This is a genomic window from Pseudomonas sp. PICF6, assembly GCF_009831705.1.
Lineage (GTDB): Bacteria > Pseudomonadota > Gammaproteobacteria > Pseudomonadales > Pseudomonadaceae > Aquipseudomonas > Aquipseudomonas rhizophila.
Genome location: NZ_WUUD01000002.1, coordinates 89,653 through 103,442 on the forward strand (window position 1 = coordinate 89,653; position 13,790 = coordinate 103,442).

The 13,790-nt window shown below is 60.3% G+C and carries 10 protein-coding genes and 1 tRNA gene; 5 read left to right on the plus strand and 6 right to left on the minus strand.

The window, feature by feature from the left end:
- From GSM73_RS01505 to GSM73_RS01515, 3 genes are all read left to right on the plus strand, one after another.
- The coding region (locus GSM73_RS01505) for an RHS repeat-associated core domain-containing protein (protein ID WP_256676639.1) at positions 1 to 3,291 on the plus strand (3,291 nt) is incomplete at its 5' end.
- Position 3,292: 1 nt separating this feature from the next.
- On the plus strand, positions 3,293 to 3,571 hold the full coding sequence (locus tag GSM73_RS01510; RefSeq protein WP_047226761.1) for a hypothetical protein: 279 nt from the start codon (positions 3,293 to 3,295) through the stop codon (positions 3,569 to 3,571).
- Positions 3,572 to 3,946: 375 nt separating this feature from the next.
- The gene (locus GSM73_RS01515) at positions 3,947 to 4,936 is read left to right on the plus strand and encodes a sensor domain-containing diguanylate cyclase (protein WP_047226760.1); all 990 of its coding nucleotides are present in this window, start codon (positions 3,947 to 3,949) and stop codon (positions 4,934 to 4,936) included.
- Positions 4,937 to 5,087: 151 nt separating this feature from the next.
- Here the strand turns inward: GSM73_RS01515 and GSM73_RS01520 are convergent, their stop codons facing one another.
- From GSM73_RS01520 to gabD, 3 genes are all read right to left on the minus strand, one after another.
- On the minus strand, positions 5,088 to 6,299 hold the full coding sequence (locus GSM73_RS01520) for an HDOD domain-containing protein (RefSeq protein WP_076383109.1): 1,212 nt from the start codon (positions 6,297 to 6,299) through the stop codon (positions 5,088 to 5,090).
- A gap of 148 nt (positions 6,300 to 6,447) precedes the next feature.
- Positions 6,448 to 7,728 carry a 4-aminobutyrate--2-oxoglutarate transaminase gene (gene gabT / locus GSM73_RS01525; RefSeq protein ID WP_047226758.1) on the minus strand — a complete coding sequence of 427 codons (1,281 nt, stop codon included), beginning with the start codon at positions 7,726 to 7,728 and terminating at the stop codon, positions 6,448 to 6,450.
- Positions 7,729 to 7,903: 175 nt separating this feature from the next.
- Positions 7,904 to 9,346, minus strand: a complete 1,443-nt coding sequence (gene gabD, locus GSM73_RS01530) for an NADP-dependent succinate-semialdehyde dehydrogenase (protein ID WP_107323124.1) — start codon at positions 9,344 to 9,346, stop codon at positions 7,904 to 7,906.
- A 349-nt stretch (positions 9,347 to 9,695) separates the two neighbouring features.
- Here gabD and GSM73_RS01535 point away from each other — a divergent pair.
- Positions 9,696 to 9,772: transfer RNA gene (locus GSM73_RS01535), tRNA-Arg, on the plus strand.
- A gap of 245 nt (positions 9,773 to 10,017) precedes the next feature.
- The gene (locus tag GSM73_RS01540; protein WP_160891381.1) at positions 10,018 to 10,461 is read left to right on the plus strand and encodes a hypothetical protein; all 444 of its coding nucleotides are present in this window, start codon (positions 10,018 to 10,020) and stop codon (positions 10,459 to 10,461) included.
- Between the two features lie 170 nt (positions 10,462 to 10,631).
- Here the strand turns inward: GSM73_RS01540 and GSM73_RS01545 are convergent, their stop codons facing one another.
- From GSM73_RS01545 to GSM73_RS01555, 3 genes are all read right to left on the minus strand, one after another.
- Positions 10,632 to 11,252, minus strand: coding sequence for a hypothetical protein (locus GSM73_RS01545; protein ID WP_160891382.1), 621 nt, complete (start codon positions 11,250 to 11,252; stop codon positions 10,632 to 10,634).
- On the minus strand, positions 11,249 to 11,821 hold the full coding sequence (locus tag GSM73_RS01550; RefSeq protein WP_160891383.1) for an RNA polymerase sigma factor: 573 nt from the start codon (positions 11,819 to 11,821) through the stop codon (positions 11,249 to 11,251). The genes GSM73_RS01545 and GSM73_RS01550 overlap by 4 nt, the downstream gene beginning before the upstream one ends.
- Before the next feature lie 169 nt (positions 11,822 to 11,990).
- Positions 11,991 to 13,652: a VWA domain-containing protein gene (locus GSM73_RS01555; protein ID WP_160891384.1), complete on the minus strand. Its 1,662-nt coding sequence runs from the start codon at positions 13,650 to 13,652 to the stop codon at positions 11,991 to 11,993.
- Positions 13,653 to 13,790: the final 138 nt, after the last annotated feature.

Consider the following 13,790-nt stretch of genomic DNA (forward strand, 5'->3'; position numbering starts at 1 on the left):
GTGTTCAGTCCCGGTGAAGGGCTCAGCGTACGACGGCATGCCAATGGCCAATTGCTGATCGACAGCTCAGACGGCCTGTACCGGTTGTTCGAACCCACCCCGGGCCATGCATCGCTGCTGCGCCTGAGTCAGCTGGGCGACCGCAATGACAACCGCATCTACCTCGACTACGACGACACAGGTCGGTTGGTACAGCTGCGAGACACCTTTGACCTGACCAGCATCGCGCTGGCGTACCACAAACGCTGGCCGCAACGGGTCAGCCGGATAGACCGGCTTTACGCCGATCAACGCCGTGAAGTGCTGATGCACTACGATTACGACGCCCAGGGTGATCTGACCGAGGTCCGTCAATCCAACGGTCACGTGAAACGCCGCTACGCCTACGATGCCGGACGGCGCATGGTTGAGCACCAACTGCCCACCGGGCTGCGCTGCTTTTACGAATGGGCCTTAATCGAAAAGCGAGAATGGCGGGTTGTTCGCCACTGGACCGACGCGGGCGACACTTACGCCTTTGACTACGACCTGGCTGCCGGGACAACGCGCATCACCGACGGTTTGAATCGCATCAGCACCCGTCGCTGGGATAGGCGGTATCAGATCACCGAAGCCACCGATGCCCTGGACCGTACCTGGGCCTTCCAGTGGAACGAGGAAAGCCAGTTGGTGGCGGCAACGGCCCCCAACGGCGGACAACATCAATTCAGTTATGACGAGGCGGGTAACCTTTGCCAGACGTCTGACCCACTCGGACGCAGCGAGTCAACACTGTGGCTCGAACACTGGGCGCTGCCCCTGACCGAAACCGATGCCGCGGGCAATACCTGGCAGTACCGCTATGACTCGCGTGGCAACCGCATTCGCGAAACCGATCCGTTGGGCAACGTCACCCGCTATCGCCATGACGCCCACGGTCAGGTGGTGGAAGTTATCGACGCCATCGGTAAACGCAAAACCCTGCGTTGGACGCCCCTTGGCCAGCTCAGCGAGCACACTGATTGTTCCGGCTACACCACACGGTTCAGTTATTGCGAGCGCGGGACGTTGCTCAGCAGCACCGACGCACTGGGGGAACGGACGCTTTTCAGCTATGACGACCAAGGCAGGCTGCTGACCAAACAATTACCGGACGGACGTACCGAGCAATATCAGCGCGATGCGAGCGGCCAATTGATCGGCTACAGCGACCCCGCCGGGCACACTACGCATTTCCAGCACACCCTCAATGGGCAACTGCGCGTGCGTACCGACGCGCATGGTCGACGGGTAGAGCTGAGCTACGACAACTACGGCCGCCTGCTGGCGCTGACCAACGAAAACGGTGAATGCTACCGGTTTGCCTGGGACGCTGGCGACCGTTTGACCGCCCAGCACAGCCTGGACGGCAGCCTCAAACGCTACGCCTACGACCCACTGGACAACGTCACCCGCATGGAAGCGCTCGCGGTTGCGGGCAGCACCGACCTGGACCTCGCGCCGCAAGCATCGATCACCCATGAGCTGGAGCGCGACGCAATGGGTCGGCTGGTGGCCAAAGTCACCACAGACGGGCGCACCGAGTACCGCTATGACGCGCTCGATCAGGTCAACGCCATCACCTTCACCGCGCTTACCGGTGAGCAGCAAAGCATCGGCTTGAACTACGACGCTCTTGGGCAACTGATCGCCGAGCAAGGCTGGGCCGGACGCCTGGAGCATCGCTACGATGAGCTGGGCAATCTGACCCAGACGCTGCTCCCCGATGGTCGCTGGCTAAACCGACTGCATTACGGCAGCGGCCACCTGCACCAGATCAACCTTGACGGCCAGGTCATCAGCGACTTCGAACGCGACCGCCTGCACCGTGAAGTGCTGCGCACCCAAGGGCGCCTCAGCACCCGCAGCGAATACGACCGCAGCGGTCGCCTGCGCGCACGCCAACGTCGGCAACAGGGCCAGTCCGCGCTGTTACCACCGGCGGCGCAATCACTGTTTGGCTATGACAGCAGTGATCAACTGGTAGAACGCTTCGACAGCCAGCCTGACGCCCCTCATCGCCATCTGCTGCACTACGACGCCACCGGACGCATTCTCGCCAGCCAGGACAATCTCCAGGGCCAGCGTGAAGGATTCGCCTATGATCCGGCCGCCAACTTGCTCGATAGCCTGGGCACCGAACGGGTCGCTCATAACCGTTTGCTGACCTATCAGGACAAGCGCTACCGCTATGACGGCTTCGGCCGCATGGTGGAAAAGCGCAGCGCCCGGCGGGGTGTCCAGCGCATGCGCTACGACGCCGAACAGCGTTTGGTGGAGGTTAGAAACGATAACGGCTCGGTCGTGAAAATGACCTACGACCCGCTGGGCCGGCGCATCGAAAAAGCCGAATACGACCGCCATACCACCCTGCTTAGCCGCACCCGCTTCACCTGGGATGCACTGCAACTGTTGCAGGAACACCGCGACAACCAGACCAGCCTGTACATCTACGCCGACGACAGCCACGAACCGTTGGCAAGGGTCGACGGCCTGGGTGAACACCAGAAAATCCGTTACTACCACAACGACTCCAACGGCCTGCCCGAACAACTCTCGGAAGCCGACGGGCACACGCTTTGGCGGGCCCGTTACCAGGTGTGGGGCAACACCGTAGAAGAGCTACGCGAACCGTATTACATCGAAGAGCAGAACCTGCGTTTCCAGGGCCAATACCTGGACCGGGAAACCGGGCTGCACTACAACACCTTGCGCTTCTACGACCCGGACATCGGTCGCTTTACCACACCGGACCCCATCGGTTTGGCCGGTGGGCTGAACCTCTACCAGTACGCGCCAAACCCGGTGAGCTGGATCGACCCCTCGGGTCTGATGAAGTGCTCGACGCCACCTAAGGGCCGCAAGGTCAACCGGACGGTTTATCGCTTTGAAGAGCCAGGACGGATCAGCACAACCTGGACGGCGCACAAGTGGAACGTTGCCTCCAGACACCGTTACACCGCCCCCGGACTGGGTGGTGTCTATGGCGCCAACTCACGCAAGACCGCCATGGGCGAAGTCAACCACTGGGGTGTGGACCTTTCCACCCGGGTGTTGGTAAGCAAGAAAGTGCAGCTCAACAACGTTCTGGATCTGACCCGGGCTGACGTGCGTAAACAACTGGGGGTTTCGCTAAAGAGCATTACCGGCAACAAATACACCCAGACTCATCAAATAGGCGCCTGGGCCAAGGCCAATGGTTATGATGGGATCCTGGCACCGTCGGCGCGAAACCCGACCGGCAGCAACTTGATTTCCTTTGCAGGTTTTTAAAATGGGACTGGAAGACGAATACGTCGGCGATGCCGATTGGCAAACTTTCGTGCGGTTGTACGAAGAGGACTACCTCGACGACAACGCCCGCACGCTGGCCAAGGCCATGGATGACAACCTCGACATGGCAGTGGTGCTCTACGGAAAAAGGGGGCTCAAGGAAGGGTTCTGGTGGCTGGAACAGACCGTGCCCGCCCTGGGTAACAAACGCCCGGCCGATTGTCTCAAGACCCCGAAACTGATCAAGCGTCTGAGAATGGCCTTGATGAGCATGCCCTGATACGCCAGTAGCGTGTTGGAGAACGTCACCCCGCGATGGCCTCTACCCCCTAAGAATTTCGCCGGAAAGCCCTCATGCTTTGGCCTACGAGAGACGCCATGAGCCTGAAACAAGAGTTCGTTGCCTTCACGGCAACCCGGCAGCAACAAACCTGCGCCGTGGTCTTGATCGCAGGTGGCGCATCCAGGTGAACGAAAGATCAGGATCAAAAGATCGCAGCCTTCGGCAACTCCGACACTGCACCCCGCCCTTCGTCGCCTGAAAAGGAACTTCGCCCCGAATCCCTTATCTCAAAGAGCACTTCGCCATACTGGCGGGCTTTGGAGCAAGCGCGTGCCAATCCACAGCAGTGCACGTTCTTTGAGATTTGTGCCGATGGTCGACAAGAACCTACAGGATTCGTCCCAACCTCACTGGCCCGAAGCGGCCCAGACGCTCATGGCGCTGATGCACGCCCAGGGCGAAGTCGCGCGCCTGAGCGAGCGTGAGCAGCTATTCAGCTCATTGCTGGTCAGCGTCAACGCGGTGCTCTGGGCGTTCAACTGGGAAACCCGACAGGTCCTGTATGTCAGCCCCGCCTATGAACGAATCTTCGGTCGGCCGGCAGGTCTGGTGCTGGCTGATTTCAATGAATGGCGCGACGCAATCTACCCCGACGACCTCGAATACGCGGAGCGCAGCCTGGCCGAAGTGCTGGTCAAAGGTGCCGTGGAGGATCGTGAGTACCGCATCATCGCTGCCAATGGCCAGATCCGCTGGCTGAGCGACAAGTGCTTCATCAACCGTAAGGCTGAGTCGGGGCAACCGGTGATCGTGGTGGGCATTGCCGAAGACATCACTGAAAAGAAGCTGCTGGAAAGCGAACTGCAACGACTGGCAACCACCGACGTTCTGACTCAGAGCAGCAATCGCCGCCACTTCTTCGAATGCGCTCACCGTGAATTCGAGCAGGCACGACTGCAGGGCACACCCATGGCGTTCCTGTTGCTGGACATCGATGATTTCAAAGTGATCAACGACACCTACGGTCATCAGGAAGGCGATAACGTGCTGCAGAAAATCGCCGAAAGCGGACGTTCCGTTCTCAGACGCGGTGATCTGTTTGGACGAATCGGTGGTGAAGAATTCGCCGCGGTGTTCCCTGGCTGTGCCCCGGACATGGCACTGCAAGTCGCCGAGCGTCTGCAGCGCGAGATTCAGCGCCTGGCTTTCCGCAGCGGGGAGAAAGGCTTCGGCATCACCGTCAGCCAAGGCTTGACCAGCCTTACCGCCGAAGATCAGAGCCTCGACACCCTGTTCTCCCGCGCCGATGCGGCCATGTACGAAGCCAAGCGCCAGGGGAAAAATCGCATCATTGCGGCTTGAGCAATCTCGTCGCCAAGGCGTCAGCAAAACTCCAGTCATACCCCCTGTGGGAGCGAGCCTGCTCGCGATGGCGGACTGACAGCCAGCGCATCGGTGAATGGCACCCCTCTCATCGCGAGCAGGCTCGCTCCCACAGGGTTGGTCAGCGGCCTTACTTGCGGCGCAATCGCATCAACTCCGGCAATCCGATCTTCAGCAAACGCGCCGTGCGCCCACGGGCCAGCTCTTCAAGCCCTTCATGCTCGGTCAGATGGGCCATTTGCGCCGCCATGTTCATCACCAGTGCCTCGCGGGAGTAAACCCCGCCGCCCAGGCCATAGGCCGCCGCAATCAACTCCCGCAGCTCCAGCGGCAGACGCCAGCGGGTGCGCAGCGCGGAACCGAAGCTGGCACCGAACTGATCGAGCAAATTGCCCACCTCCTCCGATTCGTCGAGCTCGCCGCCGGCCTGCGTCCATTCCTCCAGGCATCGCAACAACGCCAAGTCCCCCAAGCGATGCAACAACCCGGCGCAATAGCAACGCTCCTGCTCCAGATCCAGCAGCCGCGCCAGCATCCGGGCGTACTCACCGGTGTGCAGCGACAACTCCCAGTAACGCTCGGCATAGTCCGCCAGACACGGGACACTGAGCCGGGCACAGCGCTTGAGGGTCAGCCCCAGAATCAGGTTCATGCTCTGCCCGGTACCAAGCTGATGCAGCGACTGCGCGACCGTCTGCACCAGGCCGCCGCCCTGATGCTGCGCAGCGCTGTTGGCCGCAGCAATCAGCACGGCGGTAATTTGCGGGTCGGTGCGGATTTCTTCTTCCAGCAGTTTCAGGTCCAGACCGCCGGGGTTGAGGCTGCGCTTGACTGCCACTTGCACATCGGTCATCAGCGGCGCGCCTTCGGAAGAATCACGTCGACGCTCCAGAAAGGTTGTCAGGGTCTGCTCCGGGGCTGACACGTCGGTGGAGCAATCCTCTGCGCTGCTCAACAGTAGCCCCTGCAAACGCTGGGTCAGGTCTTCCCGGTTCAAGGGTTTGGTCAGGTAGGCCGCAGGCGCCAGCGGCAAGACCTCACGTACGCTGGCGCTATCGTTGCGCCGGCTCATGAGAATGAACGGCAACACCGGTTTTCGATGCTGCTGGCGAAGGCCCCGCAGGATGCTCAGGCCATCGACGCCCGGCAATTCCCAATCGGCGATCACCAGGTCATAGGCGTTGTGCGCAAGCAGATTCAGGGCCTGCTGGCCCTCGCCGCACGTATCCACCCGGGCATCGCAGCGTATGCCCGATAGCACCTGCTCAAGCAGCTCCCGAGACACCGGATCGGCCTCGGCGATCAACACACGGGGTACAGCGGGTAAATCCACGGCAGTCATGCAGCATCGCTCCCTCGCAATACTTGCACCTTAGCCAATGGTGGCCGTTGCAGACAGCTCCACCCCTGGGAATATGTTCCCGAATATGAAAAAACCCGCTGCGAAGCGGGTTTTTTGTGGGTCAGCGCACAGCTCAGGGCTCGTAAAATCAGAGCTCGGAGAAGCACTCTTCGATGATTGCCAAGCCTTTGTCCAATTGCTCGTCTGGCGAGGTCAGCGGAACCAGCACCCGCAGGACGTTGCCGTAGGTGCCGCAGGACAGCAGGATCAAGCCCTTGTCGCGGGCCTTGGCCACAACCTGAGCCACGGCCGCCGCGTTCGGCTTGTGGGTATCGCCATTTTCGAACAACTCCACGGCGATCATCGCACCCAGGGCACGGACTTCGCCGATGACCGGGTATTTCTTCTGGATGGCCTTGAGGCCAGTCACCAGACGCTCGCCCACCGCCTTGCAGCGATCCAGCAAGTGCTCTTCCTCAAACACCTCCATCACCGCCAGCGCAGCAGCGCAGGCAATCGGGCTGCCGGCGTAGGTGCCACCCAGGCCACCAGGGGCAATAGCGTCCATGTACTCGGCCTTACCGCATACACCGGCCAACGGGAAACCGCCGGCGATGGATTTGGCGAAAGTCGTCAGGTCGGCGGCAACACCCATTTGTTCCATGGCGAAGAAGGTGCCAGTCCGACCGGCGCCGGTCTGTACTTCGTCAGCGATCAGCAGAATGCCGTGCTGATCACAGAGGGCGCGCAGGCGCTTCATGAATTCCTTGGGCGCCACGTAGAAACCACCCTCGCCCTGTACTGGCTCGATGATGATTGCCGCGATGTCACGTGGTTCGGCGTCGTTCTTGAAAATACGCTCGATGCTGGCAATGGAGTCGTCGATGCTCACGCCGTGCAGTTCGTTCGGGTACAGCGCGCGGAAGATGCCGCCGGGCATCAAGCCCATGCCGGCCGAATACGGCACGACTTTACCGGTCAGGCCCAGGGTCATCATGGTGCGGCCGTGGTAGGCACCGGTGAAGGCAATTACACCGGCACGGCCAGTGGCGGCGCGAGCGATTTTTACCGCGTTCTCCACCGCTTCGGAACCGGTGGTCACCAGCAGGGTTTTCTTGGCGAAATCACCCGGCACCTTCGCGTTGATTTTTTCGCACAGTTCCACATACGGTTCGTAAGCCAACACCTGGAAGCAAGTGTGGGTCAGCTTGTTCAGCTGTTCGGTCACGGCGGCGATGATTTTCGGATGTACGTGGCCGGTGTTCAGCACCGCGATACCGCCCGCGAAGTCGATGAATTCACGGCCTTCAACGTCGGTTACCGTGGCATTCTTCGCCGATTCGGCGAAGATCGGGTGAATCTGGCCAACACCGCGTGGTACAGCAGCTTCGCGGCGTTTCATCAGGGAAGCGTTAGTCTTGTTGCTCATTGAATATGTCCTCATTCGCCGCTCATCGGTCGGCGTGGGTCAAGGCGTACATGGACGGGAGGCAACTGCGACAGCATGCGATGATCGACTGTCACAGCGTTCCGGCCACAAGAAACAGAACGGGTGAAACGCGCAAAGGGACAGCGCTCTCGTGCCCTTTGCGCTTGCAGCAGAATCAGATACCGAGGCAGAGGTATTTGATTTCCAGGTAATCCTCGATGCCGTATTTGGAGCCTTCACGGCCCAGGCCGGAGGCCTTGATGCCGCCGAACGGCGCGACTTCGTTGGAAATCAACCCGGTGTTGACGCCAACCATGCCGTATTCCAGGGCTTCGGCCACGCGGAACACACGGCCCAGGTCGCGGGCATAGAAGTACGAGGCCAGGCCGAACTCGGTGTCGTTGGACATCGCGATCACTTCGGCTTCGTCTTTGAAGCGGAACAGCGGCGCCAACGGGCCGAAGGTCTCTTCCTTCGCCACGGCGGCACTCGAGGGTACGTTGGTCAGGATAGTCGGCTCGAAGAAGTTGCCTTCCATGGCCTTGCCGCCAGCCAGCACGGTCGCGCCTTTGCTGACCGCATCAGCGATGTGCTCTTGCACCTTGGCAACCGCTTTCTCGTCGATCAACGGACCGGTGGTGGTGCCATCTTCCAGACCATTGCCGATCTTGAGCTTGGCGACTGCCACTTTGAGTTTTTCAGCGAAGGCGTCGTACACCGAATCCTGGATGTACAGACGGTTGGCGCAGACGCAGGTCTGACCGTTGTTGCGGTATTTGGAAATGATTGCGCCTTCGACGGCCTTATCCAGGTCCGCGTCGTCGAACACGATGAACGGCGCGTTGCCGCCCAGTTCCAGGGAGACTTTCTTGATGTCCTTGGCACATTCGGCCATCAACTGACGACCGATTTCGGTCGAGCCGGTGAACGACAGCTTGCGCACGATCGGATTGCTGGTCAGCTCGCCGCCGATGTCGCCGGCACTGCCGGTGACCACGCTCAGCACGCCCTGCGGGATGCCGGCACGGTGAGCCAGTTCAACCAGCGCCAGCGCCGAGAACGGGGTTTGCGAAGCCGGCTTGATGACCATGGTGCAGCCCGCGGCCAGAGCCGGGCCGGCCTTGCGGGTGATCATCGCAGCCGGGAAATTCCATGGGGTAATGGCAGCAGTCACACCGATTGGCTGCTTGATCACGATCAGGCGCTTGTCGGGCTGGTGGCCAGGAATCACATCACCGTAGATGCGCTTGGCTTCTTCGGCGAACCATTCGATAAACGAGGCGGCGTAAACAATTTCGCCCTTGGCTTCGGCCAGCGGCTTGCCCTGTTCCAGGGTCATCAGGCGACCGAGGTCATCCTGGTTTTCGATCAGCAATTCGTACCAGCGGCGCAGCTTGTTGGCGCGCTCTTTGGCGGTGAGGGCGCGCCAGGCCGGCAACGCCTTGTCGGCGGCTTCAATCGCCCGCCGGGTTTCGGCAGCGCCCATCTTCGGCACCGTGCCCAGCACTTCACCCGTTGCCGGGTTGGTAACCTTGATCGTCTGACCATTGTCCGCGTCGACCCAAGCGCCATCGATAAAGGCTTGCTGGCGGAACAACTGGGTGTCTTTAAGCTGCATGTCGGCTTTCCTTAACAGCACCGCGCGCGCGCGGAGCGAATTAGATTTGTAGAAAGGCGCCTCAGGGGCTGCCGTCAGGGAAATCATCCACCGGGCTGAAGCACAGAAATAACGCACATAAGCACAGACGTGCGGTTCAGCACCCAGACAAGAGCGTTTGAAATCTCAAACGAATCCTAGGGCCGATGGGGGGGAAGGACAATAGGCTGTTCGAAAAAAAGAACAAAAAACCTGAATTTGCCTGCTTTTTCTGATCAGCGTAGCCCATGCCCGCCTATGCTTATGAAAACACCGGCAAATCAGCAGCATGGACGCCCGCATTGCATATGAGTATCATGGCGCCCGCGTCGCACCAGTAGCTCAGCTGGATAGAGTACTGCCCTCCGAAGGCAGGGGTCGTGGGTTCGAATCCCGCCTGGTGCACCATACATCTATCGAGACCTGTCTCAGACAGTCTATGAATACTCCAAGAAGCCCGCCCTATGCGGGCTTTCTTGTTTCTGGCTATCTCTCCCGTCCACCCCCATACCTTCACTCTACTCCCCTCTATATTTCAGTCTGAACCCTTCCCCTGCCCTTGGTCGCAGGCCGATCCCACACGAGCGACTACTTCTCCTTCCACCTGGTTAGGGCATCGGTGATACTTGGGGTTTCTATAGCAAGGAACGCTTATGAAGTTCCACCCGCTTCGATTAGAAGCTCGAGACTTAAGCCTGGCGCTATTCGCCTTCAGCCTTACGCTGCCCGCCATCGACACGCGAGATGAAGTGTGGGGCGTTGAACACGTCACCGTCGGCTACGAAGCACTTTGCATCGGGTTTCTGGCATTGTTGGATGGCTGTCCTGCCTGGTTGGCCAATCTATTCTTCATCGTGGCTTTTTTCTCACAGAAGAGCGCGAGACGCGGCCTGATCAGCGCCTCGTGTGCCACGCTCCTTGGTCTATCGGCGTACCTGTATACGAGCATGTGGAATGATGGCGACGGACGACTGACCATCACGGGATACAGCTACGGGTTTTATGTATGGATGCTCGCTTTTTTATGGCTGGCAGGATTGGCAATTCGAAAGACTATCAGGGACAGCCAGTCAGTTGACTTCCTGGATGCCCGATAATGCCCCTCAAGAAAGCCCGGCGCCAAGCCGGACTTCGAAGCACCCTACGCTTTTCCCCAATTCTTACGCGGTCAAGGGCACGGTTTAACGCATCAGCCACCCGGCAGGCAACAACATCTGCGGCGCACTATCGCTACTAGAGACCGGTTTTTTGTGCGTGCTGCTTTCCCTCAACGCTTGCGCAACGCCTCCAACCGCGCCGGCAAGTCCTCCTTGGGAAAGCGCTGATGCAGCGCCAGCAGCTTTTCATCAGCAGCCTTGTCCTCACCCGCCTCGCGCAAGCGCAGGATTTCCAGCAGTTCCTGCTCCAGCGACGGCCGTGCAGCGGGCACGCGTTTGCTCATTTTCGCCGCAGGCTTTTCCGCCAGGGCGCGGTCAGCGCTTGCCGGGGCTTGAGCGATTTCGCCCTGGGGTGCTGCCATGCGGGCTATCGGCGCGGGAGCGGACATGGCGGGCGGCGGTGCGGCGGCGACTGCGGACTCCTGTCGATTGGCGGAAAACTCCATCGGAGCTGGCGCGGACAGGTCGCTCTGAGGTACTGGCGAGCGAACCACCAGACCGATCATCAACGCGACCCCGGCAACCGTGGCGAATGCCATCTGCCAGCGCGGCCGTTGGCAGGCCTGTAGCCAGCGTTTCCACAGACTGGGCGTAGGCGTCGGGGCTTCGCGACGGGCGGCAGCCAGGATGAAAGCGTCCAGGGACACGGGCGGTTCGCCGCTGGTGTGTTGGCGAAAATGCTCGATCAGCATTTCGTCGTCGGGGTCCGGGGTGTGTTTGGAATCAATCATGCGGGTACCTCCTCGGCCAGCAGTCGATGCAATTTCTGCTGGGCGTAACGCAAGCGGCTTTTTACCGTTTCCAGCGGGGCGCCGGTCAGGGCGGCGATCTGCGGCAGCTCCAGGTCGCCGTGCAGTCGCAGCAGGAAGACTTCCCGCTGGTCTTCGGGCAAGGCTTGCAACGCGGCGTCCAGGCGGGCCTGATCGCGACTCAGGCTCAACTGCTGTTCGGGGTTGCTGGTGTCGTCGGGCTGGACATGAACCTGTTCGTCGTAACTGTCGTGCAGCGGGTTGCGGACACCGTGTTTGCGCCAGTGATCAATCAAGCGGTTGCGGGCAATCTGGAACAACCATGTACGAAAACTCGCCCGTCCTTGTGGCTGGGTAGTGCTGCGGATCAGGCTGAGCCAAGTATCCTGGAAGACTTCCTCGGCCAGTTCGGCTTTGTTGCTCAAGGACACCAGAAAACGATATAGCCCCTGTCGATGGCGGGCGTACAGGACTTCAAAACAAGTCCCATCGCCATCGCGGTAGCGGGCCAGCAGCGATTCGTCGCTGGGGCAATCATGCGGAGCGGGCATGTGGGTGGCGAACTCCTTTGCGGTCAACACAGTTCTGGCAGGCGATAAGAGAATACCGTGGGAGCGAGCCTGCTCGCGATTGCGTCGGATCAGTCAATAATGATCGTGATCGATCCACCGCTATCGCGAACAGGCTCGCTCCCGCATTTGATCCTCGTCGTGGTCAGGATCAGCGCTCAAGGCTCTGCGCGAGTTCCACTAACTGGACAAATTCGGCACGCAGCCCAAACGGATCATCGCCCCGGGCGGAACGGGCCAATTGCGCGGTGTCCTTCAAGCTCATCGTCCCAGTGTAGCGGCCATCCCCCTTGAGCTGTTGGGCGAAGGCGGCCACAGCGGCCGAGAAGCGCAAGTCGTCGCTGGCCTTGTCATTTTTTTGCGTGCTGGCGACAGGATGCTCGATCAATCGACTGCTCCCGCCTTCAACGGGCTTGTAGCGCACGCGCAGCATCGCCAACTCACCTGACTTGCCGTCCAGCTTAGGTGTGCTCGCATAACGCAACGGTTCCAACCAGCCCTGCTCGCCTTTCGGAACAATTTCATACAACGCGGTCACCGTGTGTCCGGCACCGATTTCGCCCGCATCAACCTTGTCGTTGTTGAAATCCTCACGCTTGAGCGCGCGGTTCTCATACCCCAACAGCCGATACTCACTGACCTGAGCGGGGTTGAACTCCACCTGCAACTTCACATCCCGCGCCACCACCGCCAGGGTGGAGCTGAGCTGGTCCACCAATACCTTGCGCGCTTCAAGCAAGTTGTCGATGTAGGCGTAGTTGCCATCACCGGCATCGGCCAATTGCTCCATCAGATGCTCATTGTAGTTATCCACACCGAAGCCCAGCGTGGTCAGGGATACACCGCTTTTACGCCGGTCCACCGCCATTTGCTTGAGGCTGTCGAAGTCACTGACGCCGACATTGAAGTCGCCATCGGTGGCCAGCAGGATGCGATTGATGCCTTTGTCGATAAAGCTATCCTGAGCCATCTGATAGGCCAGCTCGATCCCCGACGCACCTGCGGTGGAACCGCCGGCGTCCAACTGATCGATTGCGTTGCGGATCTTGACCTTGTCGCGGCCCGAGGTCGGCTTAAGCACCACCCGGGATTCGCCGGCGTACACCACCAGAGACACCCGGTCCTGCTCGCGCAATTGCTCCACCAATAACTTCAGGGTGCTCTTGACCAGCGGCAGGCCCTCGCGTCGGTCCATGGAGCCGGAAACATCCACCAAAAACACCAGGTTGGCCGGCGCCAGGTCCGCCACGGCGCGATCGTTCGCCTTGATGCCAATACGCAACAGGCGCGTGTGAGGGTTCCATGGCGACGGGGCCACCTCAGTGGTCACGCCGAAGGGAGAACCGTCGGTGGGCAAGGCATAGTCGTAAGGGAAATAGTTGACCATTTCCTCCAGTCGCACGGCGCCTTCGGGCGGCAGGCTACCTTGATTGAGGAAACGTCGCACATTGGCATAGCTGCCGGTGTCGACATCGACGCTGAAGGTCGAGACCGGCGTTTGGGCAACGCTATGAATGGGGTTGTCCGGCAATTTTTCATACTGCTCGCGGGGCTCGGCGCGGTAATCCCCCGCGACAGCATCGGTCCTCACCCTTGGCGAGGGCATCGAAGCCGGAGCGGCCATACGCTTGACCAGAGGCTCGCGCACGTTAGCAACTTCGCTTTGCCGTACCGGGGCGGGGGACGCAGACGGCGGTTCGGCCGGCTTGGCAGCCTCCCGGGACGAAGACAACCCACAGCCGGCCAATGCCACCAGCAAGGTCACGGCGAAGCCCTGGGCAGCAGGACGTAGGAATGAAGGAGGACAGGACATGGGTTGAACCTCGTGAATGAATGATCCGTTCACAGGGTCAGACGCGAGGCACTTGTGGTTCGGGTTAACGACCACGAGATTTTTAATATGCGAGCATGCCTAACGGGACGGAATGGCCCGAAGGTCGTCGGCGATAAA